The organism is Actinosynnema pretiosum, from assembly GCF_024171695.1.
Taxonomy (GTDB): domain Bacteria; phylum Actinomycetota; class Actinomycetes; order Mycobacteriales; family Pseudonocardiaceae; genus Actinosynnema; species Actinosynnema pretiosum.
This window is the reverse complement of sequence record NZ_JAMTCF010000029.1, coordinates 47,911-72,016: the sequence shown is the minus strand read 5'-3', so window position 1 is coordinate 72,016 and position 24,106 is coordinate 47,911. Positions and strand designations below refer to the sequence as shown.

Genomic DNA, 24,106 nt, shown 5'->3' with positions numbered 1-24,106 from the left:
GGGGTCGGGGTGCGGGGTCGGGGTGCGGGGTCGGGGTGCGGGGTCGGGGTGCGGGGTCGGGGTGCGGGCGCGGGGGTGCGGATGGTCGGTTGCGCAGGGGTGGCGAGCTGGGCTTTTGCGCGAAGGTGCAAAGGCTTTCGGAACAGGTTGGGGTTCTTTACATTCGCTGTGCGGGTCCCCGGTTCCCGGCCCGCGCCGGGCGCAGGCCACGCGCCCGGAACGGGCGGTCCACCACCGGTGGCGTCCCTGGGCGGCGGCGACCGCCCCGCTCCCGGCCGGGCAGCACTGGGGGTGCTGCCCGGCCGTCGAAAACCGGCGCCACCAGGCCCGAGTCACCGGGACTGCACCACCGCCTCCCGCAGCGGCTCCCCCCGCCCCGGCGCGGCCCGGTCGCACACCCGGTCCCAGGCCTCCAGGCGCGCCGCGTCCAGCCAGTCCCCCGCCGCCGGGTCCACCCGCGCCCGGCCGACCGCGCGCTGCCGCGCGAAGTCCACCGCCCGCGCCGTCCGCTCCCCCGTCGCGCCCTCGGCGGCGGCCGGGGCGCCCGCGATCGCCCTGACCACCGGCATCGCGAACCCCCACGTGCCCAGCAGGTACGCGCTCACCTCCGGCAGCGAGCAGCCCAGTTCGGCGACCTCCGCGTCGTGCGCCGCCCAGTGCTCGTCCTCCGGCACGGCCGTGATGGCGCGGTAGGCGTCCGGCTGGCTGTCCGCCAGCACCAGCAGCCCCACGTCGCGCAGCAGCCCCGCCAGGAACGCCTGGTGCACGACCGGCGTCTCCCAGCCCTCGGCGAGCGCGATGTCGCGGGCCAGCGCGGCGGTGCGCACGGACCGGGCGCGCAGCGCCGCCAGGTCCAGGTTGTCGGGGGTGGCGCCGCTGGAGAAGACCTTGCCGCTGATCGCGAGCGCCCGGATGGTGTCGACGCCGAGCAGCGACACGGCCTGCGCGATGCCGCCGACCTCCCGCTGCTGCCCGAAGAACGAGGAGCTGACCAGCTTGAGCACCTCCACGCACAGCGAGATGTCGCTCTCGACCAGCTCCACCACCTGCTCCAGGTCGCAGTCCTCGCGCGCGGTCAGGTCCAGGATGCGCTGGTGCACCGAGCGCGGCTTGGGCAGGGACTGGACCTCGCCGAGCACCACCCGCAGCCGGTCGTCGAGCACCAGGTCGCGCACGGTCAGCACCTGCTCGACGGCCCGCACCAGCCGGTCCGCGTCGCACGGCTTGGACAGGAACTGCTGGGTGGAGGCGACCGCCGCGATCACCGCCTCCCGGTCGGCGTGCCCGGAGAGCACGAGCCGCCCCGCGGTGGGGTGCAGCCTGCGGACCTCGGCGAGCAGCTCGGCCCCGGTCATGCCGGGCATGAGCATGTCGGTGACGACCACGTCGACCGGTTCGGCGGCCATCACCTCCAGCGCGGCCCTGCCGCCCTCGGCGAAGCGCAGGTCCCAGCGGTCGGAGTGCTTGCGCAGGGACCGGCGCAGGCCGGACAGGACCTGGGGCTCGTCGTCCACGAACAGGACGCGGTGCGCGGCGCTCACGCGAACACCGCCAGCGGGAGGGCGCCGTCGGTGGCGACGGCGTCGAGGGGGAGCGTCAGGGTGAACACGGTGCCCTCTCCGAGGTGGGTGTCGACGTCGATCCGGCCGCCGTGCATCTGCACGACGACGTTGTAGGCCAGGCTCAGGCCCTGGCCGGTGCCCCTGCCGACCTCCTTGGTGGTGAAGAACGGCTCGAAGATGCGGAGCTTGGTGCCCTCGTCCATGCCGGTTCCGGTGTCCGCGACGGAAATGGTGACCTGGTCGCCGCTGCGGCGCGTGCCGACGGTGATCCGGCCGAGCGGGGACTGCTCGCCGGTGGCGCGCCGCTCGGCGACCGCGTGGGCGGCGTTGACGATGAGGTTGAGCACGACCTGCTTGAGCTCGCTCTCGTAGCAGGGCACCAGGCCGAGCTCCGGGTCCAGGTCGAGGTCCAGCTCGGCCTCGTACTTCCACTCGCTGCGGGAGATGTGCGCGGTGCTCTCGATGGCCCGGTTGACGTCGACCGCGCCGCGCCCGGCGCCGGGGTGCGAGAAGTCCTTGAGCGCCCGGACGATGCCGGTGACCCGCTCCAGGCCCTCCTGGGACTCGGTGATGGCCTTGGGCACCTCCTCGGTGAGGAAGTCCATGTCGAGCGCGGCGTCGACGGCGAGCGCGGCGTCCAGGTCGAACGCGGCCGGGGCGGAGCTGGTGGGGTCGGCGGCGGTCGCGGCGGTGAGCAGGGCGCGGGTGGCGATGGCGGCGGTGAGCAGCTCGCCGAAGGACTCGGCGAGGAAGCTGGTGTTGTCGGAGACGAACTGCACCGGGGTGTTGATCTCGTGGGCGACGCCCGCGGCGAGCTGGCCGAGTGCCTCCAGGCGGTTGGCCTGGGCGAGGGCGCGCTCCAGGTCGGCGACGCGGCTGACGTCGGCGCCGACGCCGATGAGGCCGGTGCGGGCGCCGTCCGGGCCGTGCTGGGGCAGCACGCTGAGCAGGAAGCTGCGCGGCGGGCCCTCCCAGACGGGCAGGCTGATGTGCTGGTCCATGACGGCCAGGCCGGTCTCGTCGATCTGCCGCTCGACCGAGCGGATGCCCTCGGCGAGCGGGCCGACCAGGCCGACCTCGGCGTCGGTGCGGCCGATGACCTCGTCGGCGGTGGTGACGCCCAGCTCGTCCAGCAGGGCCTGGTTGGCGCCCCGGTAGCGGCCCGCGGTGTCCTTCCAGTAGAGCAGCTGCGGGATGGAGGAGATCACGTCGGAGAGCAGGAACTTCTCGTTGCTCAGCTCCTCGGTCAGCGCCTCGGCGCGCTCGCGGGCCCGCAGCAGCTCCTGCTCGGCCTCGTGCCGGGCGGTGACGTCCCGCTCGACCAGGAACACCCTGGTCACGCCCGCCTCGGTGACCGGGTGGACCTCGATGGCGGTCCGGTAGGGCCTGCCCGAGGCGGTGGCGGTGGCGAACTCCAGCTCGCCGCCGACCGGGCCGCGCGCGGTGGACGAGGCGAGGGCGGTGGCCGGGTCGAGCGCGGCGGCGTGCTCGGGGGACAGCGGCTCGGGGAACAGGCCCGCCCTGGTGCGGCCCTCCACCTTGGCCGGGGTGAGGCCGGTCATCCGGTAGAACGCCTCGTTGGCCCACTCGACCACGCCGTCGGCGTCGGTGATGACGATGCCGTCCGAGGTGCGGCGGGCGACCAGGGCCAGCCTGCGGGTCTCCTCGTGGGAGCGGCGCAGCGCGGCCTCGGAGGCGCGGGCGAAGTGCCAGTGCACCATCTGCACCGCGCACATGGCGAGCACCAGCGCGCCGTGCAGCAGGGCGAGCGGCAGGGCCAGGTGGTGCGGGGTGCCGTCGGAGTAGATCAGCTCGGGCGCGAGGGCGCCGAACGCCAGGTGGTGCACGAAGACCAGCAGCACGGACAGCAGCAGCGGCACCCAGTCCTGGTAGAGGCCGACCAGCGCGATCGCGACCAGGTAGGCCAGGTGCAGGTGGGTGCTGCCGCCGATGGCCTGCACGAGCGCGCTCACGGCGGCGTCGAGGCCGATGGCCACGCTCACCGCGCGCCCGCGCTGGCCGTGCGCGATGTCGCCGAACGCGGCGCAGGCCAGGGCGGTGGCGGCGAAGGCGACGACCCAGGCGGACTGGTCGCCGGTGTGCACCGTGCCGTCCAGCGTGCCGGAGGCGAAACCGGTGGCGACCACGAGCGGGACCAGCAGGAACGTGATCAGCCGGATGACGCGGTGCCGGGAGCGGAAGACCTCGGGGGCGAGCGCTCCCCGGTGGGCCGGGGCTGGGGTGGGGCCGGGCATGGGTCCTCCTGGGCGGGGCGCCGGGCCGCTGGGGCTCGGGGGTGACCCCGGCGACGGCCGGTCCCGGTCAGGACCCGGACCGGCCTGCCGTTGGGACGGGGTCGGAGCAGCTCGGAACAGCTCGGTCACCCGGTTCACCCGAGCGGGTGGTGGCCGGTGTGCCCGGTCCCTACGGCCCCGCCCGGTGTGATGTGAGTCGATCCGCGCCGGGGTTCGGTGGCGGGACGGGTGCGCTTGGGACCCCACGGGTGCAGGTGGGGAGCAGGCCTTAAGGCATTCACCCGATCGGCCGACGCCGTGGTCGAGCACGAGAGCAACGACGCGGCGGAAGGAGCGGAACGTGCCCGCGCACATCCTGGACCAGTTGTCCTCGACGATCGTCGAGATCACCCGGCGCGACCAGCCCATCTCCCGGACCCGCCGCAAGGCGCTGGACTCCCTGCGCTCCCTGCCCGACATCGACTCGGTCCGCTGGGCGGGCCCGCAGGAGACCGCGCCCACCGGCGAGGACGAGGTGCTGCTGCGCGTGCAGCACGGCGGTGTCGTGCTGTCCGGCGAGGGCGTGCGCCGGGTGGAGGTGGTGCACGCCGCCGAGGCGATCGTGCGCACCCTGGACGCCGTGCTCGCGGGCACGGGCGCCACCGGCGGCGCCGACGGCCTGGAGGGGGACGAGGTCGGGTCGGCGCGGATCGTCACCGACGCGTCCACCCGGATCGTGGAGTTCAGCGACGGCGCGGCCGAGCTGCTCGGCCACCCGCGCGAGCGGGCGCTGGGCGAGCGGATCGTGGACCTGCTGGTGCCCGAGCACGTGCGCGAGTCGTTCGCGGGCATGGTCGGCGAGCTCCAGGCCATCTCCGGGGACTCGGCGATGCCGCTGCGGTTCGACCTGCCCGCGCGGCACGCGGACGGCTCCGAGATCGAGCTGGAGGCCGTGATCGAGCTGGAGGAGACCCCGGAGGGCGGGCGGGTCACCTGCTCGCTGCGCCGGGTCGACAACAGCACGTGGGGCGGTCCGGAGGCCGAGGCCGGCGACTTCCACCGGGCGCTGATGAGCCGCTCCCCCGTGCTGGTGCTGGTGCTGGCCGAGGACGGCACGATCAAGTGGGTGTCCGCGCCCGCCGAGACCGGCATCGACGCGCGGTCGCTGGGCGGCGAGCCGGTGGCGGCGGCGCTGCGGTTCGTGCACCCCGACGACCTGGACGTCATCGGCGACGCGATGCGCGAGGTGCGGCAGATCGGCGGCACCATGCGCACGTTCGAGATCCGGATGGGCGTGCCGGGCAGGCGCTGGCGGCTCATGCAGGTGACCCTGCGCAACATGCTCAACTCCCCCGCGGTGCGGGGCGTGGTGGGCTTCGCGGTGGACGTGACCGCGCGGGGGCTGGCCGAGAGCCGCGCCCGCCAGGAGGCGTTCCGGCTGCGCACGATGGTGAACGTGCTGAACGTGGGCGTGGTGCAGTTCGACGAGCACGGGCGGGTGGGCCACGCGAACGCCGCCGCGCTGTCCTGGCTGGGGATCGACCTGTCGCCGAGCGCGGTGACGGGGACGCTGCTCCAGCAGCACCTCAGGCCGATCGGGGCCACCAGGCACCCGGTGGAGCAGCTCATCGGCGAGGGCGTGCTCGACGAGGAGGTCAGCGGGGAGCTGGAGCTGCTCGACGGTCGGGCGGTGGAGTACAGCTACCAGCCGGTGGGGCTGGGGGACGAGCGGGTCGGCGCGCTGCTGGTGATGCAGGACGTGACCGAGCGGGTCGCGGCGCAGCGGGTGCTGGAGCTGTCCAACGAGGAGCTGACCCGGCTGGTGGCGCTGCGGACCGAGTTCGTGTCGTCGATGAGCCACGAGCTGCGGACGCCGCTGACCGTGGTGGCCTCCTCGGCCGCCCTGCTGAAGGAGGAGTCCGAGGACTCCGGCGGGGTGCAGGGGCAGCTGGCGGACGCGATCGAGCGGAACGCCTCGCGGTTGCTGAGCGTGGTCGAGGACCTGGTGGACCTGGCCCGGCTGGAGGGCGGGGCGGTCACGGCGGACCACAGCCCGGCCAACATCACCTCGCTGCTGAGCGGGGTCATGCGGCGGATCGAGGACCGGGCGTCGGATCGCGGGGTGCGGTTGGTCGTGTCCTCGGAGGAGGAGGCGGTGACCGTGCTCGGCGACGCCGAGCGGTTGGTGACGATGCTGGACTACGCGCTGTCGGCGGCCATCGGGATCAGCACCGACGGGGAGTCGGTCGCGGTGACCACCGGGGTCAGGCAGGGCCGGTGGGTGCTGGACGTGCTGGACCCGAGGCCGCTGCAGGCCAGCGGGAGCCGGATGTACTCGGCGATCGCCCGGTTGGGGCGGTGGGGCCGGGCCGACCGGACCGCCGTGTCGACCGGGGTCAGCACGGTGCTGGCCCGCGCCATCGCCGAGTGGCACGGCGGGGCCATCGAGGTCTTCGGCGTCGAGGACGGGACGGTGACCAGGGTGTGGTTGCCGGTGCACGCCGAGGACTGGGACGACCTGGCGTGAGGTGCTCGGGCGGGCCGCCGGTTCGGGGGTCCGCTCAGGGGGTGGTGGCGTACCGGGCGGCGGTGGTGCGGACCGCCTCGTCGACCACCTGGGTGACGCGGTCCGGGGGGACCTGCCAGTCCGGGACCAGGAGCGCGGGCCAGAAGACGTAGTTGGAGATCATGCCCAGGAACTGGGTGGCCGCCAGCTCGGCGTCCTCGACGCGCGCCGTGCCCGCGTCGTGCTCCGCCAGGAGGTAGCGGCGGACGGACTCGAAGTAGGGCAGCTTCCCCTGCGCGAACTGCGCGTGGGCGAGTTCGGGGAACCTGGGCAGCTCGGCGATGACGATCCGGAACAGGTCGGTCATCCGGGCGCGGCCCAGCAGCGCGGCGTAGCGGTGGCCGATGGTGGTCAGGCCCGCGACGAGGTCGCCGGGGTCGGGCGGGGCCTGCTCGTCGGTCGTGGCCCAGGACTCGGTGACGATCGCGTCGAACAGGGCGGCCTTGCTCGGGAACTGCTTGAACAGGGTGGCCTTCGAGACGCCGGAGCGCTCCGCGACGCGGGCCAGTGACGTCCGGTCGTAGCCCAGTTCGAGGAACAGCGCGGTCGCGGCCGTCACGATCAGCGCGCGCTTCTCCCTTGCCACGCGCTGGTGGTAGGTCGACGTGGTCCCGGTCATGGGGCGAGCATACGAGGTGAGTGGCTTGACTCGCCATTGCCGCCGGTTCTAGGGTCTGAGGTGAGGTGAGTCGCTCGGCTCACCACTGGTCGCAGGGCGCCGATCGGCCGCCCCGACCAGGTCGCCCACGTGCCCGAGGAGCAGTCCATGCCCCGCTTCGACGACCAGACCGTGCTCGTGACCGGTGGGACCGGCGGCCAGGGCGCCTCCCACGTGCGCGCCTTCCACGCGGAGGGGGCGAACGTGGTGATCGGCGGCCTCGACGCGGAGCGCGGCGCCGCCCTCGCCGGGGAGCTCGGGGACCGCGCCCGGTTCGTGCGGCTCGACGTGACCGAGGAGAGCGCGTGGGAGGCCGCCGTGGTGGCGGCCGAGAGCGCCTTCGGCGCCCTGGACGTCCTGGTCAACAACGCGGGGGTGCAGAACCCGCCCGCGACGGTCGAGACCACGGACCCGGCCACCTGGTCCCGCGTCCTCGACGTGAACCTGACCGGGGCCTTCCTCGGCCTGAAGGCCGCCGCACCAGCTCTGCGCCGCGCGGGAGGGGGCGCCGTCGTCAACGTCGGGTCGACGATGGGGTTCGGCGGCACCGCCCACTACGCGCCGTACGTCGCGAGCAAGTGGGCCCTGCGCGGGCTCACCAGGACGGCCGCGCTGGAGCTGGGGCGCGACCGGATCCGGGTGAACGCCGTCCACCCCGGCGTCATCGCCACGCCGTTCATCACGGAGCCCGCGGCGGGCGCCTCGGCGCCGATCTCGGACTTCTACTCGCCCGAGCCGTTCGCCGTCCCCCGGCTCGGCGAGCCGGTCGACGTCAGCGGGCTGGTGCTGTTCCTGACCTCGACGGAGGCCTCGTTCGTCACGGGGGCGGAGTACGTGGTCGACGGGGGCCTGCTCCTCGGACCGGCCCTCCGGCGCGAAGCCGCGTGACGCGGGAAGCCCCGACCACCGGGAGGTGGTCGGGGCTTCCTCGCTGAGCCGGTCGTCAGGGCTTCGTCGCGAGGGTCCTGGTCAGGGCGCGCAGGGCGGCCACGCCGAAGGGCTTGGCCATCACGGCGTCCGCGTCCGCCAGCACCGCGGAGTCGTCGCCCGAGCCGCTGGCCACCACGAACGAGCAGGAGGCGGCCAGGCCCATGGCGCGGAGCCGCGCGATGACCTCGCCGCCGCACAGGTCGGGAAGGCCGAGGTCGACGTAGGCGACCCTGGGCGCGAAGCCCCCGGCCACCAGGGCGAACGCGGCGGCGCCGCTGTCGGCCAGCCGGACCTCGCAGCCGAGCTTGACCAGGACCCTGCGGTAGACCTCGCGGATGTCCGGGTCGTCCTCCACGACCAGGACCGGGGCGCCCGCCAGCTCGGTGGTGGTCACCTCGGGTCGCCCGCCAGCGCCCTGGCGCGGTGGTTCTCCACCGCCGCGTGGACCTTCGACATCAGCTCGGCCTCCGAGAACGGCTTCTCCACCAGGACCACACCGGGGTTCAGGGTGCCCTGGGAGGTCAGGACCGGCTGGGCGTAGCCGGACATGTACACGACCGCGACGCCGGGGCGGACCAGGGTGACGCGCTCCCCCAGCTCCTTGCCGAGCATCCCCGGCATGACCACGTCGGTGAGGACGAGGTCGATGTGGCCGTCGTGGTCGTGGGCGATGCGGAGCGCGGCCATGCCGTTCGGGGCGGTGATGACGTCGTAGCCGTTGCGCTCCAGGAGCCTGCGGGTCACCTCGCGCAGCGCCACCTGGTCCTCCACCAGGAGGATGGTGCCGCCCTCGCCGCCGTCGCGCAGCAGTTCGGGGCCGTCGTCCTCCTCCGGGGTCTCGGCCTCGGTGACCGGGAGCAGGACGGAGGCGGTGGTGCCCAGGCCGGGCTGCGAGTAGAGCTGCACGTCGCCGCCCGCCTGCTGGACGATGCCGTAGACGGTGGCCAGGCCGAGGCCGGTGCCCTCGCCCTTGGGCTTGGTGGTGAAGAACGGCTCGAAGATGCGCTCCAGGACGTCGTCGGTGATGCCCTCGCCGGTGTCGCTGACGCGCAGGCGGACGTACTCGCCGGGCTGGAGCTGGGGGCGCTGGGCGACGGTGACCGGGTCGAGCTCGATCATGCCGGTGTCGACGGTGAGGCTGCCCCCGCCGGGCATGGCGTCGCGGGCGTTGATGACGAGGTTGAGCAGGACGTTCTCGATCTGGCCGGGGTCGGCGAAGGCCCGCTTGACCTCGTGGTCCAGCTCGATGTCCAGGACGATGTGCTCGCCGATGGTGCGGCGGAGCATGGGCTCGACGCCCGCCACCACGCAGTTGACGTTGAACGGGCGGGCCCTGACCACCTCGCGGCGGCCGAAGACGAGGAGCTGCCTGGTCAGCTGGGCGGCGCGCTCCACCGCCCTGCGGACCTGGATGAGGTCCTCCAGGACGGGGGTCCAGTGCTCGCCGTCGCCCTCGGCGGCCTCGGCGAGCTCCTCCTCGACGAACGTCGTGTAGTTGAGCATGACGCCGAGCAGGTTGTTGAAGTCGTGCGCGACGCCGCCCGCGAGCTGGCCGAGGCTCTCCAGGCGCTCGGCCTGGTTGCGGCGGGCCAGCGCGCGGTCGTCCACGTCGGCGCGCTTGCGCTCCTGGGCCTCCAGCTCGGTGAGGCGCTGCTCGATGTCGCGCACGGTCAGCAGGGCCATCAGCTCGCCGTCGGCGACGACGACGCAGGCGCTGACCTCGACCGGGAAGGTGGCGCCGTTGCTGCGGCGGGCGTGCAGGCGGATGGTCTCGGGCATCTGACCTGCCAGCAGCAGGCTCACGAAGTCGCCGCGCTGCCAGCGCAGGAGCTCGCGCGTGGCCTCGGGGGCGAAGTCGGTGGCGCTGCGGCCGACGACCTGGTCCTCGGCGTAGCCGAAGACGGCGAGCATCCGGGAGTTGACCAGCACCACGTCGCCGGTCAGGCGCACGACCGCGGCCGGGTCCGGGGACAGGTCCACGCAGGTGCGCAGCGAGGGGAGGTCGGTCTGGACCACCGCGTTCTGGATCATGGCTGCCGCTCTCGGGGCTGGTGCGGCGGCAGCCGCGCCCCCAGGTGCGGGGGCGCGGCTGCCGCGTCGGTGGTCAGAAGGTCAGCGACCAGGAGTCGAGCGTTCCGGTCGAAGCCGGGCGCAGGACGTCGAGGATCCGGAGCCGCCACGAGCCGGAGGCGGTCTCACCGGAGGCGTCGACCTTGTAGGTGGTGTTCACGTCGGCCGCCGTGTCGTTGGCGTTGAGGTTCGCCAGGCGGTACGCGCGGCCCGACGGGCCGAGCAGGTCGATCTGCATGTCGCCGCGGCTGGGGTGCTTGATCGCCACGGTGACCGACAGCGCGGACGGCGCGCTGCCGCCGATGCCGGTGACGGTGATGGCGCTGGCCACCGACCGGCTCTGCGGGATGACCACGTCCGCGCCGTTGCCGAAGACCTTCGCCGACGGGTTGGTCGGGGTGGTGGTCACCGGCGGGGTCGTGGTGGGCGGGGTGGTCGTGGTGGGCGGCTGCGTGGTCGCGGCGGCCTGCTCGACGAACAGCAGGCGGTTCGGCGAGCCGGTCATCGGGTTCTTGACCGCGTTGGCCGTGGCCGAGGAGGTGATCTTGGACTGGACCTGGGCCGGGGACAGCGACGGGGTGGCCGACAGCAGCAGGGCCGCGACGCCCGCGACGTGCGGGGCCGCCATCGAGGTGCCGCTGTAGCTGGCGGTGGAGGTGTCGCCGGAGGCGGTGTCGGACACGATGGACACGCCGGGCGCGAAGACGTCCACGCAGGTTCCGTAGTTGGAGAACGACGCCTTGGTGTCGGTGCGGTCGGTCGCGCCGACCACGATGGCCTCGCCGACCCTGGCGGGCGAGACGGAGCAGGCGTCCTTCGGGTTGCCCTGGGCGTCGCCGTTGCCCGCGGCCACCACGTAGGTGACGCCGGAGGCGACGGAGGCGCGGACGGCCTGGTCGATGGCGGAGTTGACGCCGCCGGACAGGCTCAGGTTCGCGACGGCGGGCTTGACCGCGTTGCGGGTGATCCAGTTGAGGCCGTTGACGACCTGCTCGCTGGTGCCCGAGCCCTGGCAGTTCAGCACGCGCACGCCGACCAGCTTGGCCTGCTTGGCCACGCCGTAGGTCGTGCCGCCGACGGTGCCCGCGACGTGGGTGCCGTGGCCGTTGCAGTCCTGGCCGTTGCGGCCGTCGCCGACGGCGTCGTAGCCGATGGTGGCCCGGCCGCCGAAGTCGGCGTGGCTGGTGCGGATGCCGGTGTCCACGACGTACGCGGTCACGTTCGCGGCGGTGTTCGGGTAGGTGTACTTGCCGTCGAGCGGCAGCGCGCGCTGGTCGAGGCGGTCCAGGCCCCAGGCGGCGCCGGTCTGGGTGCCGCTGGTGGTCACCTCGGTGACCGGCTCGACGAAGGACACGCGGGCGTCGGCGGCCAGGCGCCTGGCCTGGCGCTCGGTGCCCTCGAACGAGAAGCCCTGCAGCGCGTCGGACCAGGTGACGCGCACTCGTCCGCCGAAGCGGGTGACCAGCTTGCTGCCGACCGACCAGGACGCCTCGGGGCTGTCCTTGAGGACGACCAGGTAGCGGTTGCTGACGACCTTGGCGCCGGGGACGGCGCGGATCTCGCCCTCGACGTCGGCGGCGCCCGCCGAACCGGCCGAGGCGAGCACGCCCACCCCGGTGGCGATGGCGATGGCGGACGCGGCGGCGCGCTTGCGCCACCTGGTGGACCGGGCGTCCATGCCCGGCGCCGGGCGGGAAGCCCGGTCGGCCCACTCCCGGTGAGATGCGCTCACGGGAACTCCTCACTCAGAGAGGTCGCACGCGCGCCTCCTGCGCCACGTGCTCTACGAGCGAGGAGTACGGAAGCGATCTCACCTACTTGAGTGAGTTACAGGCTTTTTTTCACTCCTTCGTGGGAAAGCTTAAAAACGTTGCGTATCAAGTGCCACGTTGGTGGTGATTCAGTTGTCCCCGAAACGGGAGGGTGCGCTCAACAGGTGCTGAAACGGTCGCGATCGGTTGCGGCACAGGACTTTCCGGGGAGACCCGGACCACGTCCCGAGTGGACGGAGAAGCGTCGCGAGTGGACGGCGGCGCTCGCCGGGCAGGCGTGGGGCGCGGTGACGGGGGATCGGGCGCGTCGTGGAGGCCGAGGCGCGGAGGTCGAGGCGCGGAGGCCGTGGCGCGGCGGACCGGGGTATGGCGGGCCGGGACACGACGGACCGGAGTACGCCGGACCGGAGTACGGCGGGCTGGGGCACGACGGACCGGAGTACGCCGGAGCGGGGTACGACGAAGGGGCCGCCGTTGGGTCACGGCGGCCCCTGCTCAGCGTCGTCGTCGCTCCGGTGGAGCCGCTCCTCCCTGCCGGGAGGTCAGCCCGCCCCGCCCTCCTCGGGAGGGGGTGGTGGCGAGCCCAGCAGCTGGTCAAGGTCCGGCTCCGGCGCCCCCGGCTTGAGGGCGGCCTGCTCGTTGGCGATGCGCAGCGCCCGGTACAGCTCGTCCCGGTGCACCGCCACCGAGCGGGGGGCCTGGATGCCCACCCGCACGACGTTGCCCTGGACGTCGAGCACGGTCACGGTGACGTCGTCACCGATCCGCAAGCTCTCCCCCGCCCGTCGCGTCAGCACTAGCATTCTGCGGTCTTCCTCCCGCGTTGGGGGCCGGCACGTCACGCGCCAGCGGTGCGCGCGTGGGCAGATCATCCGCCTGGACGACCTGGACCGCACGCCTGCTCCGCTGGTCGACCACGATCGGCGCCAGCAGGTTCGCCGTCGCACCGGCCGCCTTGTCACCCACGGTCACCACCAGCAGCGGCAGCAGGTTGTCCGCCTCGCGGGTGCCCAGCTGGTCCAGCGCCTCCTCGCCCACGACCGGCGCGTAGTCCGGGAAGAACGGGGCGGGCGGGACGACCAGGAACCTGAGGCCGGGGTCGTCCGCCGAGCGCAGGGCGTAGAGCAGCCCCTCCTCGTGCAGCGACACCAGCACGAAGGTCCGGTGGTGCGGGAACCCTGGAAGCGGCGTGACGAACTCGATGGTCGGCAGCTGTTCGTCCACTGTGGTGCTCGTGGTCCTCGCTCCCCTCTCCAGGACGGCGGTCATCGCAGGAAGTCCAGGAGCGAGGGCTGCACGATGCGCGCGGTCGCGGCGAGGGACGCCTCGTAGGCGACCGTCTGGGTCTGGAGCTCCACGACCGCGGCTGCCACGTCCACGTCCTCGATCTGGGACAGCCTGGCCGACAGCGTCACGACTTGGGCCTGCCCCGCGTCGTCCGCCGCCGACAGCTGACCGTATCGGGTGCCGATGCCGGTGACGGCCGTGTTGACCGTCTTGATCCCGGAATCCAACCGATCGAGATCGGCGGACAACCCGGCCGGGTTGCTCCGCATGTTGCCCGCGATCGACTCCAGGACCTTGAAGACCTGGTTGCTGCCCGTGCCGAAGGTGTCGGCGGGGACGTCGACGCGCACCTGGGTGCCGTTGGCGATGCGGCGCATGACCTGGCCGTCGTCGCCGAGGTAGCTGCCGTCGGAGGCGAAGGCCTGGCCGCCCGCCGTGGTGCCGCCGAAGACCGGGCGGTCCAGGTAGGTGGTGTTGGCCAGGCCGATCATCGACGTGCGGATGGCGTCGATCTCGGCCGCGATGGCCTCGCGGGAGTCCTGGCTCTGCGCGGACTTGCCCTGGAGCACCAGGTCGCGGGCCCGCAGCAGCAGGTCGCTGGTGGAGGAGAGCGCGGTCTCGGCGGCGCCGAGGCGGGCCTGGCCGTCGACGGCGCTGCGCGAGTACGCGCCGCGCTCGGCGATCTCGGTGCGCAGCTGCATCGCCGAGACGGTGTCGGTGGGGCCGTCGGAGGGCTTGGTGAGCTGCCTGCCGCTGGAGATGGCCTCGCGCAGCTGGTCCATCTTGTTCTGGTTGCGCTGCAGGCTCGACAGGATGCCCGTCGACATGGAGCGCTCGGTCACGCGGGAGATGTTCACCGGGGACTACCTCCCGGTCCGGTTGATGAGGGTGTCCAGCATCGAGTCGACGGCGCTCATGACGCGCGCGGCGGCCTCGTAGCTGCGCTGGTAGGTCAGCATCGAGGTGAGCTCCTCGTCCAGGTTGACGCCCGCGGAGGACTGGCGGGCCGCGTCGACCTGCGCGGTGATGGAGGCCTGGGTCGCGGAGCGGCTCGCGGCGGTCTGGACCGCCATGCCGATCTTCACGACGGTCTGCCGGTAGGCGGCGTCCGGGCCGGTGGCCGAGCGGGCGAGCGCCGAGATCGCGTCGGCGTTGCCGCCGTCGAGGGCGCGGGTGGCGCTCGACGAGGTGGCGACCTGGTCGCCGCTGGTGAGCGCGACCCTGATGGTGGCGGCGGTGGTGCCGCTGAAGAAGTCGCCGCCCGCCGCGCCGGTCGGGGTGAACCCGGCCCTGTGCTGCTGGTTGACGCCGGTGGCGAGCTTCGAGGCGACCTGGTCCAGCTGGGCCAGGTAGTCGGGCATGATCGTGGTCAGGCCCTCCAGCAGCGCGCCGCCGGAACCGCCGGTGAGCGGGGCGGCGCTGGCGTCGTCGCTCCAGCGCACGGTGGCCGGGTCGCCTGCGGCGCCGGTGAGCGTGGCCGAGCCGGTGAGGGTCAGCGAGCGGGCGGTGGAGCCGGAGACCAGGGAGACCCCGCCCAGCTGCACGTCCAGCGAGCCGTCCGCGCCGGTGGAGGTGGTGCCGCCGGTCAGCTCGACCAGGCGCAGCGCGAGCTGGTCGCGCTGGTCCAGCAGCTCGTTGGCGGGCAGGCCGTGCTGCTTGGCCTGGACGACCGCGGTGTTCAGGTCGGCGAGCCTGCGGGCGCCGGTGTTGATCTCGCTGAGGGTGCTGTCCAGGCGGCCCCTGGTGTCGGTGTACTCGCCGCCGAGGGTCTGCGCCAGGTTGTTGAGCCGGTCGGCGACCACGCCGGAGGAGACCACCAGCTGGTTGCGCACCGCGCTGTCGCCGGGGTTGTCGGCGGTGTCGGTCCAGGACTTCCACATGCCGGTCAGCTGGGCCTGGAGGCCGTTGTCGCTCGGCTCGTCGAACAGTCCCTCGGTCGTGGCGAGGATTTCCTCGCGACCGTCCAGGTAGGCCTGCTTGGAGTGCTCGGTGCGTCCGCGCGCCTCCAGGAAGGCGTCCGCCATCCGGGTGATGCCGGTGACCTCGACGCTGCCCGCCGCGACGGGCGGGGTGGCGTAGAAGGCCGCGTTCGCGGTTCCCCCGACCGCGGCGGTCTCCACGCGCTGGCGCGAGTAGCCCTCGGTGCGGGCGTTCGCGATGTTCTGCCCCGCGATCTCAAGCCCGCGCCTGGCGGCCTGCATCCCGCCGAGCGCGCTGGTGATCCCCGAGAAAGTACTGCTCATGCTCAGACCGCCTCGTCCACGAGTCGGGACATCGGCACGCCGGAGGCGGTGGAGCCGTCGGCGCGGTAGAGGCCGCTGGCGCCGCCCGCGAAGCGCAGCGCCTCGTTGACCGCGCGCTGGCCCGCGGTGAGCTGCTCCTTGTTGGAGCGCGTGATGGCGTCGATCTCGGCCGCGATGGCGACGAGCCCCTTGCGGTGCTCGGTGAACACCTCCCGCCAGCTGTCCGGGACCGCGTCCGCCAGCTCCGCGAGACTCGCGCCGGGCCGCAACCCCAGTTCAGCGGCCAGCTCGTCGGTCTCGATGGTGCGCAGCAGCTCGGTGCGCTGGACCTGCTCCAGGACCAGCTCGGCCTCGCGGGTGGCGGCCCCGAGCCACCTCGTGCGACCGGCGGCGAGCACCAGGCTCTCCACCTCCAGCTTGTACAGCAGCATGGTCAGCAGCTCTCGCTGCCGCCAGAGAATCGTGGATGTCTCCGACAGGCCCATCTCTAGTCCTCGTCCCTGACCTGGTCCGTCAGCAGGTCTTGCACCCGGCAACGGCAGGGCGCTCGGGCACCTGAGGTTTTTGCCCCTGTGATCCGAAAAATCCGCAACCGATAGGCAACCGAAGCAACAACCGGGCTGCTCACCCGAGCGCCGGAATCTTCTCCCTGTCACCGGGACGACGGCTCCCGGACCACCGGGAACAGACGGCTCCCGGACGAGGACACCGGGAGTGGACATGATGGTTCAGGAGCAGGCGACGCAGGCGGTCCAGTCGGTTCGCACCGCCGCGGAGGCCGAGGAGCTCATCGTCAAGCACCTCCCCCTGGTGGGCCACCTGGTCCGCGAGGTCCTGGCCCGTGTGCCGGTCCACGTCCGCCGCGAGGAGCTCATGTCGGCCGGGAACCTGGCGCTGGTCGCCGCGGCCAAGAGCTTCGACGACTCGCGCGGCGCCCCCTTCGCCGCCTTCGCGGTGGTCCGCGTCCGCGGCGCCCTGATGGACGAGCTGCGCGGCCAGGACTGGGCGAGCCGCTCGGTCCGCGTGAAGGCCCGCAAGATGAACGCCGTCCAGGACGAGTTCGTCTCCAAGCACGGCCGCACCCCCACCACCGCCGAGATCGCGGGCATCATGGAGGTGGAGACCCGCGAGGTCACCGCCGTCCAGGACGACGTCCAGCGCTCCGCGCTGCTGAGCCTGCAGGGCTTCACCGGCGGCGTGCTGGAGGAGGTCGTGCCCGAGCGGCAGCCCGGCCCGGAGGAGACCCTGCTCGGCCGCGAGCGCATCGGCTACCTGCACTCGGCGATCGACGCGCTGCCGGACCGCCTGCGCACCGTGGTGCGCGGCTACTTCTTCGAGGAGCGGCCGATGGCCGAGATCGCGGAGGAGCTGGGCGTGCACGAGTCCCGCGTGTCGCAGCTGCGCGCCGAGGCGATCGCGCTGCTGCGCGACGGCCTGAACTCGCAGCTGGACCCGGAGCGCCTGCCCGAGCCCGCCCGTCCCGACGGGTGCGCCGCGCGCCGCAAGGCCGCTTACTACGCGTCGGTCGCCGCGCAGGGCACCATGCGCAGCAGGCTGAGCCACACCAGCTCGCTGGGCGTCCCGGTCATCGCGAAGACCGCCTGATCCAGGCCGTCATCGCGAGGACCGGGCCCGCCACGGGCCTCCGCCAGGGCACCGGCGCCCGGCACCGCTCCTCCTGTACTCGCACGGCTGTTGTTGCACGACAACGCTTTTCCCCGTCTGCCCCCGGTCGTCGCCCGCAGTGGTGACACCCGTTGGGACGCCCTTCCGGCGCAGACGTCCACTGGGGACACTCCCGGTGTCGACGACGCCCGTTGAAGCGCTCTCTTTGGTGGCAAACGGTTCCACCGGGTGAGCACTCCCCGGTTCAGACGCCCTCCGCGCCGCGAACGCCCCACCGGGGCAGGTTCCAGCGCGGGCGTCCCCCAGAGCCCGCCCTTCCCCTCGAAGGGCGACGCCCGCTCACGCGGGCAGCAGGAGCCCGCTCAGGCGGGTCGCAAGGCCCCGTTCCACACGGGTCGCACCACGGCACCACCAGCAGGTTCAGACCCGGCAGGGCCTGGTCCGAAAGAAAGTTCCACCAAAACCTCATACGGACCCAGGCCGGGCCGATTGCATGTTTGCCGGGCCACGGAAGGCCCGCAAGGGACTCGATTCACGGAGGAAATTACAATGAGTCTTCGCATCAACTCCAACATCGCGGCGATGAACGCCTACCGCAACCTCTCGGTGAACGACAAGCAGATGGCAGGCAGCCTGGAGAAGCTGTCGTCCGGTCTGCGGATCAACCGGGCGGCGGACGACGCGGCGGGCCTGTCCATCAGCCAGGGCCTCACCTCTCAGATCGGTGGCCTGAAGGTCGCTGCGCGCAACGCGCAGGACGGCGTCAACGTCGTCCAGACCGCAGACGGCGCCCTGAACGAGTCGGCTGAGATCCTGCAGCGCATGCGTGACCTGTCCGTCCAGGCCGCCAACGGCGGCTCCCAGGACACGAACGCGCGTGCCGCCGCGCAGACCGAGTTCGGGCAGCTCCAGAAGGAGCTCGACCGCATCGCCAAGACCACCTCCTTCGGTGGTCAGAAGCTGCTGGACACGGCGGGCACCGCTTACAACGGCACCTTCCAGGTCGGCGCCAACAACACCGCCGACGACCAGATCCAGGTCAACCTGGACGCCACGGTCTTCGGCAGCTCCGGCGGCACCAAGTCGAGCTACACCGTGTCGGGCGGCAACTACACCTCCGCCAACCTCGACACGAAGACGATCACCGCGACGCAGGGCGCCACGACCGCCACGGTCACGCTGGCCACGCCGGCTGACCTGGACGCCGTGGTCACCCAGTTGAACGCTGACGCCACCTTCTCGGGCGGCTTCACCGCCAGCAAGGACGGCGGTGAGCTGAAGATCGAGTCGAAGACCAACGGCGCGGGCGCGGTCACCCTCACGGGTACCTCGGGCCTGACCGGTGCCGGCACCAACGGCACCGCGGGCGCCACCGGCTTCGACTCCGCGGGCCTCGGCGTGGGTTCCACCGTCAAGGTGGACACCACCGCCAACGCCCAGGCCGCGATCGACTCGATCGACAGCGCCATCAAGGGGCTGTCGACCGCGCGAGCCCAGCTCGGTGCTTACCAGAACCGGTTCGAGCACACCATCAACAACATCAACGTCCAGGTGGAGAACCTGTCCGCGTCCAAGTCGAACATCACCGACACGGACATGGCGCAGGAGATGGTCAAGTTCACCCGGTCGCAGATCCTGTCGCAGGCAGGCACCGCCATGCTCGCGCAGGCCAACCAGGCGCCGCAGAACGTCCTGCAGCTCCTGAGGTGATAGACCGGACCTCGGAGGGGACATCTCCCCGATCTGCCCCCTCCGAGGTCCGCCTCCCCTCCCCCGGACTTCCCCGGCCCGCCCCACCACCGGGAAACCGGTAGTGCCGGGCCCCCGAGCCCGAGGAAGGACCTGACTTCCCATGGCCGCTGTAGACGGACTCGTCACCGGTCTGGACACCACCTCGATCATCTCGCAGCTGATGCAGATCGAGGCGGCGCCCAAGACCCGGTTGCAGAGCCAGGTCAGCGCGCAGCAACGGGTCCAGAGCGCCTACCAGGCGCTCAACGCCCGGATGCTCGCGGTCAAGGGCGCCGCGGAGGCGCTCAACGGCGACTCCACGTGGCAGGCCCTCAAGGCCTCCAGCTCCAGCGACGCCGCGGTGGCCACGGCCACCGGCAACTCGGCGGTCGCGGGCAGCATCACCTTCAGCATCACCTCGCTGGCCAAGGCGCACGTCGCCACGGCGCAGGTGCCCGAGTCCGGCGGCGCGACCAAGGGCTCCGGCCTGGAGCTCACGGTCGGCGGCAAGACCACGCACGTGGACGTCACCGACGACACGGCGGCAGGCGTCGCCGAGGCGGTCAACAAGGCCGGGCTCGGCGTCCGGGCCACGGTCATCACCACCACGACCGGTCAGCGGGTGCAGTTCTCGTCCGCCAAGACCGGCGCGGAGCAGGCGTTCACCGTCTCGGGCATGGCCAACGACCCGACCGTGCTGTCCCAGGGCAGCGACGCGACGATCACCGTCGGCGACCCGGCCACCACCGGGTACAAGCTGACCAGCGCGGACAACAACTTCACGTCGGTGCTGCCGGGCGTGACCGTGCGGGCCACGAAGGTGCAGAACGACGTCACCGTCACCAGCACCGTGGACAGCTCCGGCATCGGCGACAAGGTCGCCGCGCTGGTGAACGCGGTCAACTCCGCCATCAGCACCGCCAAGGGCTACGACACGTACGACGCGGCCAGCAAGTCGGCGGGTCCCCTGAACGGGGACACCCTCGCGCGCGGTCTCCGCAGCAGCCTGCTGACCACGGTCTCCGGCGGCGGCACCTCCTTCGGCACGATGAGCGCCTTCGGCGTCGCGCTCGGCACCAACGGGCAGCTGACCTTCGACAAGGCCAAGTTCGTCGCGGCCTTCGAGGCCGACCCGGAGAAGGTGCGCACGGCGGTCACCGACGGGCTGGTCAAGCCGTACAAGAAGATCGGCGAGGACGCGTCCAACTCGACCACCGGGTCGCTGACGGTCGCCGTGCAGGGCGGGGACACCACCCTGCGCAGGCTGAACACGGCGATCTCCGAGTGGGACACCAAGCTGGCGTCCAAGAAGGTCTCGCTGCAGAAGTACTACTCCACGCTGGAAACGTCCATGAGCAAGTTGAACCAGCAGGCTTCCTGGCTCTCGGGCCAGTTGGCTGGCCTGTCGAGCTGAGGGTGAGATGCGGAACACGTCCCTGCGGGACAGGTACCTGGACGACTCGGTGAGCACCGCTTCACCAGGGCACCTGCTCGTCATGCTGTACGACCGGTTGTGCCTGGACCTCGGGCGCGGCGCCACCGCGATGCGGGCGGGCGACCGGGCAGGCGCCTCCGAGCTGGTCGTGCACGCGCAGGACATCCTGCTCGAACTGCGCGGCTCGCTCCAGCAGGGGGTGTGGGAGGGCAGCGGGCAGCTGTCCGACCTGTACAGCTTCCTGATCTCCGAGCTGATCCGGGCCAACACCGGCCAGGACCCCGACAAGGTCGAGGCGTGCCTCGTGGTGGTGGAACCGCTGCGGGACGCCTGGCGCGAGGCGGTGCACGGCATCCCCGCCCCGGACGCGGCGCGCGCCGGATGACCGGCCGCGACCCCTCGGGCTGGCTCGTCGCATGGAGCGCGGCGCTGGACCGGCTCGAGGAGGACGTCGCGGAGGCGGAGGCGCTGCTGAGGGACGAGCGCAGGATGCGCGAGCTCCCCCCGGCGAACCCGTGGAGCCCCCCGGAGGGGTTGGGGCCGCTGCCGATCGAGCTGCGGCCCAGGGCCGACGAGGTGCTGAACCGGCAGCTGGTGGTGGCCTCGAAGATGGCCAGGGCGCTGAGCGGGACCGCTCGGCACGCCGCGGTGCTGGACCGGGTCGAGAGCGGCAGCATGGGCGCTCCCCGACCGGCGTACGTGGACTGCGCGCTGTGAGTCCCGCCTCCGGGTGACACCGGGAGCGGACCGGCAGGGCGAGACGGTGCAAGAGAAGAAGACTTCGCTACGGCGGCACCCCGGCCGCCTGTGCGAAAACCCTGCGCGGGAGCGGAGCCGTCCTGCGACCGCGCAGACCCGATAAGCCCCCGTCAGCGGCCTCCTCGCCCGTTGACGGGGGCTTTCGGCTGCCGGGGGGGCGCCGAGACGGATCTCGGCCGCCTGCGGGCTTTTCAGGGGTCCTTTTTGCGCAACCGAAGAGCACCCGTCCGGCGATCGCGCGGCAACCGCGCCGCTGTTGACTTGGCTCTTGACGGCTTCCGGGGAATCACCCGCCAGGCGATTTCCACCAGCACGTCCACTCGTTCGGATTAATACCTGTGAACGGGCTGTGACCTGCGGAATTTCTCCCGGAAAAGTTCACGGTCGGCTCTCACCCGCCGATCACAGCAACTAGAGCATGGATTGCTCGCTTCTCCACCGCCACGGATCGGCACCCTCCAGCTACGGCATAGGGAGCACGAGCCGTGTTCGACGACCTCGCGACAACGAGCGTGCGTGCCGCGTTGACCGGTCTGGCGATGCGCCAGCGGGTGTCCGCGAACAACATCGCCAACGTCCAGACGCCAGGGTTCATCGCCAGCAAGGTCAACTTCGAGGAGTCGCTGGGCGAGGCGGTGCGGTCCGGTGAGGGCTCCGCCGCGGTCCGGGGGACCAGGCCGGTCATCAGCGACAGCGTCAACGCCGCCCGCCAGGACGGCAACAACGTGAACATCGACGAGGAGACGGTGTCCGCCACCGACACGAACCTCCGCTACCAGCTGATGGTGCGGGCCCTCGACAACAAGTACAACGGCTTCGCGGCCGTGCTGAAGGCGGTCTGAGATGGCCCTCTTCGACAGCATCGGCATCGCCGAGACCGGGGTCTCGGTGCACCGCAAGTGGCTGGACGCGGTCGCGGACAACATCGCGAACGTCAACAACGCCACCTCCACCGCCGGTCCCGCGTTCCAGGCCCGCTACGTCGTGGCCCGCTCGCGGGGCGAGGACGGCGGGGTCACCGTGGGCGGCGTGCTCTCCGGCGACGCCGAGGGCAAGATCGTCTACGAGCCCACGAACCCGCTGGCCGACGCCAACGGCAACGTCCGGTACCCGGACATCGACCTCGGCGACCAGATGGGCCAGCTGATCATGGCCCAGCGCGGTTACCAGGCGAACCTCGCGGTGGTCGACCGGGCCAAGACGGCCTACGAGGCGGCGCTGCAGCTGGGTCGTGGCGCGTGACCGCCCCGATCGCCGCGATCGGCGGCTCCCCCACTCCCCCCGCGGTCGTCGCGCCCATCGCGGCCGACGGCGCCGAGTCGGCGACGGCTGCCGGCTCCGCGAGCGGGTCGCTGTTCTCCGGGGTGCTCGACGGCATCCAGCAGGCGCAGGCCAAGTCGGACTCGCTGGCCGTGCAGGCCGCGACCGGGACGCTCAACGACGTCCACGACTACCTGGCGGCCAGCACTGAGGCCGGCCTGCGGGTGCAGATGACCGTCGCGATCCGCAACAAGGCCGTCGAGGCCTTCAACGAGATCATGAGGTTGCAGGCATGAACCTGGACCGGATCAAGGCGAGCGCCCAGGGCGTGCTCTCCGGTTTCAAGGCGTTCACGGCGGGCCAGAAGGTCGTGGCGGGGGCGACGGTGCTGGCGGTGGTCGGCGCCATCGCGTTCTACTTCCTCTGGGCCTCCAAGCCCACGTACGCGCCGCTCTACACGAGCCTGGCCTCGAAGGACGCCAGCGCGATCGTCGACCAGCTCACGGCGTCCGGGGTGACGTACGAGCTGACCGACGGCGGTCAGACGATCATGGTGCCGCAGGACCAGGTGTACGCGATGCGGTTGAAGATGAGCGCGGCGAACCTGCCGTCGCAGTCGGACACCGGTTACGCGCTGCTGGACCAGCAGGGCGTCACCACCTCGGAGTTCATGCAGCAGGTCGGCTACCAGCGCGCCATGGAGGGCGAGCTGTCCAGCACGATCAAGGCGATCGACGGGGTGACCTCGGCGAGCGTGCACCTGGCGATCCCGCAGAAGGACGTGTTCGCCGACAGCGACTCGAAGCCGACGGCGGCCGTGCTGGTGGGGACCGGCGCGGGCAAGTCGCTGTCGCAGGCCCAGGTGCAGACCATCACGCACCTGGTGTCCTCCAGCGTCGAGGGCATGAGCGCGGACGGCGTGACCGTGGCGGGCACCGACGGCAAGGTCCTGTCCACCGGCGGCGCGGACGGCGCGTCGGCCTCGGCGAACGGGGACCGGGACGACCAGACCAAGGCGTTCGAGCAGCGGCTGAGCACCTCGCTCCAGCAGATGCTCTCGCAGGTCGTCGGCCAGGACCACGCGGTGGTGCAGGTGACCGCGGACCTGGACTACGACCAGACCGAGACCAAGAGCCAGACCTACACCAGCGGTGACGGCACCGCTCCGCTGTCCGAGTCGTCCACGACGGAGAGCTACACCGGCGACGGCGGGCAGAACGCGGCGGGCGGGGTGCTCGGGTCCACGAACGGCACCCTGAACGGGCTGGAGAGCAACACCACGAACGGGACCGGTGGCGGCGGCAACGGCACCTACAACCAGGAGAAGTCGACCAGGAACAACGCGGTGAACTCGGTCATCGAGACCCGCCAGTCGGCCCCCGGCAAGGTGCGCAAGCTGGGCGTCGCGGTGCTGCTGGACCAGAAGACCGCGGGCGCCGTGGACATGGCCGAGGTGGAGAGGATCGCCTCCTCCGCCGTGGCGCTGGACGCCGCTCGCGGGGACACGCTGGCCGTCAGCTCCATGCCGTTCGACACCAGCGCCGCGCAGCTGGGCGAGGCCGCTGCCGCCGCCCAGCAGGCGCAGGCGCAGCAGGACGACCTGATGAGCATGATCAAGACGGGCGTCGCGGGACTGGGCGTGCTGGTGCTGCTGATCATGACGGTGATCGCCACCCGGCGCAGGCGCAAGCGCGCCGCCGCGGCGGCCGAGGCGGAGCTGGCCAAGCTCGACGAGCTCAAGGCCCAGCTGGAGCGCACCAGGACCAGCGAGATCGAGGCGGCCATCGCCGAGAAGCAGGCGCTGGTCGCGGGCAACGACTTCCCGCAGCTGAGCGGCCCCAAGCGGGCCGAGGTCGACCCGCTGGTGGTCGCCGAGCAGGAGAAGCGGATGGGCGAGATCCAGTCGCTCGTCGACGAACAGCCCGAGGAAGTCGCGCGACTGCTGCGCGGCTGGCTCGCCGTGAAGGGATGAC

Annotated in this window: 22 protein-coding genes; 11 read left to right on the top strand and 11 right to left on the bottom strand. The window is 72.2% G+C overall.

Annotated elements, in window-relative coordinates; genetic code table 11:
* Window positions 1–332 precede the first annotated feature (332 nt).
* Window positions 333–1,541 carry an HDOD domain-containing protein gene (locus tag LV78_RS38095; protein ID WP_308208803.1) on the bottom strand — a complete coding sequence of 403 codons (1,209 nt, stop codon included), beginning with the start codon at window positions 1,539–1,541 and terminating at the stop codon, window positions 333–335.
* Complete coding sequence (locus LV78_RS38090; RefSeq protein WP_253851057.1) at window positions 1,538–3,817, bottom strand: sensor histidine kinase; 2,280 nt, start codon at window positions 3,815–3,817, stop codon at window positions 1,538–1,540. The genes LV78_RS38095 and LV78_RS38090 overlap by 4 nt, the downstream gene beginning before the upstream one ends.
* Before the next feature lie 340 nt (window positions 3,818–4,157).
* Here LV78_RS38090 and LV78_RS38085 point away from each other — a divergent pair, with 340 nt between their 5' ends.
* Window positions 4,158–6,323: a sensor histidine kinase gene (locus LV78_RS38085; RefSeq protein ID WP_253851056.1), complete on the top strand. Its 2,166-nt coding sequence runs from the start codon at window positions 4,158–4,160 to the stop codon at window positions 6,321–6,323.
* Window positions 6,324–6,357: 34 nt separating this feature from the next.
* Here the strand turns inward: LV78_RS38085 and LV78_RS38080 are convergent, their stop codons facing one another.
* On the bottom strand, window positions 6,358–6,981 hold the full coding sequence (locus LV78_RS38080; RefSeq protein WP_253851055.1) for a TetR/AcrR family transcriptional regulator: 624 nt from the start codon (window positions 6,979–6,981) through the stop codon (window positions 6,358–6,360).
* A gap of 147 nt (window positions 6,982–7,128) precedes the next feature.
* On the opposite strand from LV78_RS38080, the gene LV78_RS38075 reads away from it, so the two are divergent.
* Window positions 7,129–7,908, top strand: a complete 780-nt coding sequence (locus tag LV78_RS38075; RefSeq protein ID WP_253851054.1) for an SDR family NAD(P)-dependent oxidoreductase — start codon at window positions 7,129–7,131, stop codon at window positions 7,906–7,908.
* A gap of 55 nt (window positions 7,909–7,963) precedes the next feature.
* On the opposite strand, the gene LV78_RS38070 is transcribed toward LV78_RS38075, so the two are convergent.
* The 8 genes from LV78_RS38070 to flgN all read right to left on the bottom strand — a co-directional run bounded on the left by LV78_RS38070 (window position 7,964) and on the right by flgN (window position 15,807).
* Window positions 7,964–8,344, bottom strand: coding sequence for a response regulator (locus LV78_RS38070; RefSeq protein ID WP_253851053.1), 381 nt, complete (start codon window positions 8,342–8,344; stop codon window positions 7,964–7,966).
* On the bottom strand, window positions 8,341–9,981 hold the full coding sequence (locus LV78_RS38065) for an ATP-binding protein (protein ID WP_253851052.1): 1,641 nt from the start codon (window positions 9,979–9,981) through the stop codon (window positions 8,341–8,343). The genes LV78_RS38070 and LV78_RS38065 overlap by 4 nt, the downstream gene beginning before the upstream one ends.
* 73 nt (window positions 9,982–10,054) lie before the next feature.
* A complete protein-coding gene (locus LV78_RS38060; RefSeq protein WP_308208802.1) occupies window positions 10,055–11,752 on the bottom strand; it encodes a S8 family serine peptidase in 1,698 nt (565 codons plus the stop codon).
* Window positions 11,753–12,334: 582 nt separating this feature from the next.
* Complete coding sequence (locus LV78_RS42135) at window positions 12,335–12,562, bottom strand: carbon storage regulator (protein WP_425546876.1); 228 nt, start codon at window positions 12,560–12,562, stop codon at window positions 12,335–12,337.
* Window positions 12,549–13,061 carry a flagellar assembly protein FliW gene (fliW, locus tag LV78_RS38050; protein ID WP_253851051.1) on the bottom strand — a complete coding sequence of 171 codons (513 nt, stop codon included), beginning with the start codon at window positions 13,059–13,061 and terminating at the stop codon, window positions 12,549–12,551. The genes LV78_RS42135 and fliW overlap by 14 nt, the downstream gene beginning before the upstream one ends.
* Window positions 13,058–13,936 carry a flagellin N-terminal helical domain-containing protein gene (locus LV78_RS38045; protein ID WP_096492860.1) on the bottom strand — a complete coding sequence of 293 codons (879 nt, stop codon included), beginning with the start codon at window positions 13,934–13,936 and terminating at the stop codon, window positions 13,058–13,060. The genes fliW and LV78_RS38045 overlap by 4 nt, the downstream gene beginning before the upstream one ends.
* A 6-nt stretch (window positions 13,937–13,942) precedes the next feature.
* Window positions 13,943–15,322, bottom strand: coding sequence for a flagellar hook-associated protein FlgK (gene flgK / locus LV78_RS38040; RefSeq protein WP_253851050.1), 1,380 nt, complete (start codon window positions 15,320–15,322; stop codon window positions 13,943–13,945).
* A 2-nt stretch (window positions 15,323–15,324) separates the two neighbouring features.
* A complete protein-coding gene (flgN, locus tag LV78_RS38035) occupies window positions 15,325–15,807 on the bottom strand; it encodes a flagellar export chaperone FlgN (protein WP_015801185.1) in 483 nt (160 codons plus the stop codon).
* A gap of 235 nt (window positions 15,808–16,042) precedes the next feature.
* Here flgN and LV78_RS38030 point away from each other — a divergent pair, with 235 nt between their 5' ends.
* From LV78_RS38030 to fliF, 9 genes are all read left to right on the top strand, one after another.
* Complete coding sequence (locus LV78_RS38030; RefSeq protein ID WP_015801184.1) at window positions 16,043–16,927, top strand: sigma-70 family RNA polymerase sigma factor; 885 nt, start codon at window positions 16,043–16,045, stop codon at window positions 16,925–16,927.
* A 570-nt stretch (window positions 16,928–17,497) separates the two neighbouring features.
* Window positions 17,498–18,658 (top strand): flagellin N-terminal helical domain-containing protein, encoded by a 1,161-nt coding sequence (locus tag LV78_RS38025; protein WP_253851049.1) that lies wholly within the window; start codon window positions 17,498–17,500, stop codon window positions 18,656–18,658.
* 142 nt (window positions 18,659–18,800) lie between these two features.
* A complete protein-coding gene (gene fliD / locus LV78_RS38020) occupies window positions 18,801–20,093 on the top strand; it encodes a flagellar filament capping protein FliD (protein ID WP_253851048.1) in 1,293 nt (430 codons plus the stop codon).
* Between the two features lie 7 nt (window positions 20,094–20,100).
* Window positions 20,101–20,499: a flagellar export chaperone FliS gene (gene fliS / locus LV78_RS38015; protein WP_253851047.1), complete on the top strand. Its 399-nt coding sequence runs from the start codon at window positions 20,101–20,103 to the stop codon at window positions 20,497–20,499.
* The gene (locus LV78_RS38010; protein ID WP_253851046.1) at window positions 20,496–20,831 is read left to right on the top strand and encodes a hypothetical protein; all 336 of its coding nucleotides are present in this window, start codon (window positions 20,496–20,498) and stop codon (window positions 20,829–20,831) included. Before fliS ends, LV78_RS38010 begins: the two co-directional genes overlap by 4 nt.
* Before the next feature lie 527 nt (window positions 20,832–21,358).
* Entirely contained in the window at window positions 21,359–21,715 is a 357-nt protein-coding gene (gene flgB / locus LV78_RS38005) for a flagellar basal body rod protein FlgB (RefSeq protein ID WP_253851045.1), read from the top strand.
* 1 nt (window position 21,716) lies between these two features.
* A complete protein-coding gene (locus LV78_RS38000; protein ID WP_253851044.1) occupies window positions 21,717–22,115 on the top strand; it encodes a flagellar basal body rod protein FlgC in 399 nt (132 codons plus the stop codon).
* Window positions 22,112–22,429, top strand: a complete 318-nt coding sequence (gene fliE / locus LV78_RS37995) for a flagellar hook-basal body complex protein FliE (RefSeq protein WP_253851043.1) — start codon at window positions 22,112–22,114, stop codon at window positions 22,427–22,429. Before LV78_RS38000 ends, fliE begins: the two co-directional genes overlap by 4 nt.
* The gene (gene fliF / locus LV78_RS37990) at window positions 22,426–24,105 is read left to right on the top strand and encodes a flagellar basal-body MS-ring/collar protein FliF (protein WP_253851042.1); all 1,680 of its coding nucleotides are present in this window, start codon (window positions 22,426–22,428) and stop codon (window positions 24,103–24,105) included. The genes fliE and fliF overlap by 4 nt, the downstream gene beginning before the upstream one ends.
* The last annotated feature ends 1 nt before the right edge of the window (window position 24,106 follow it).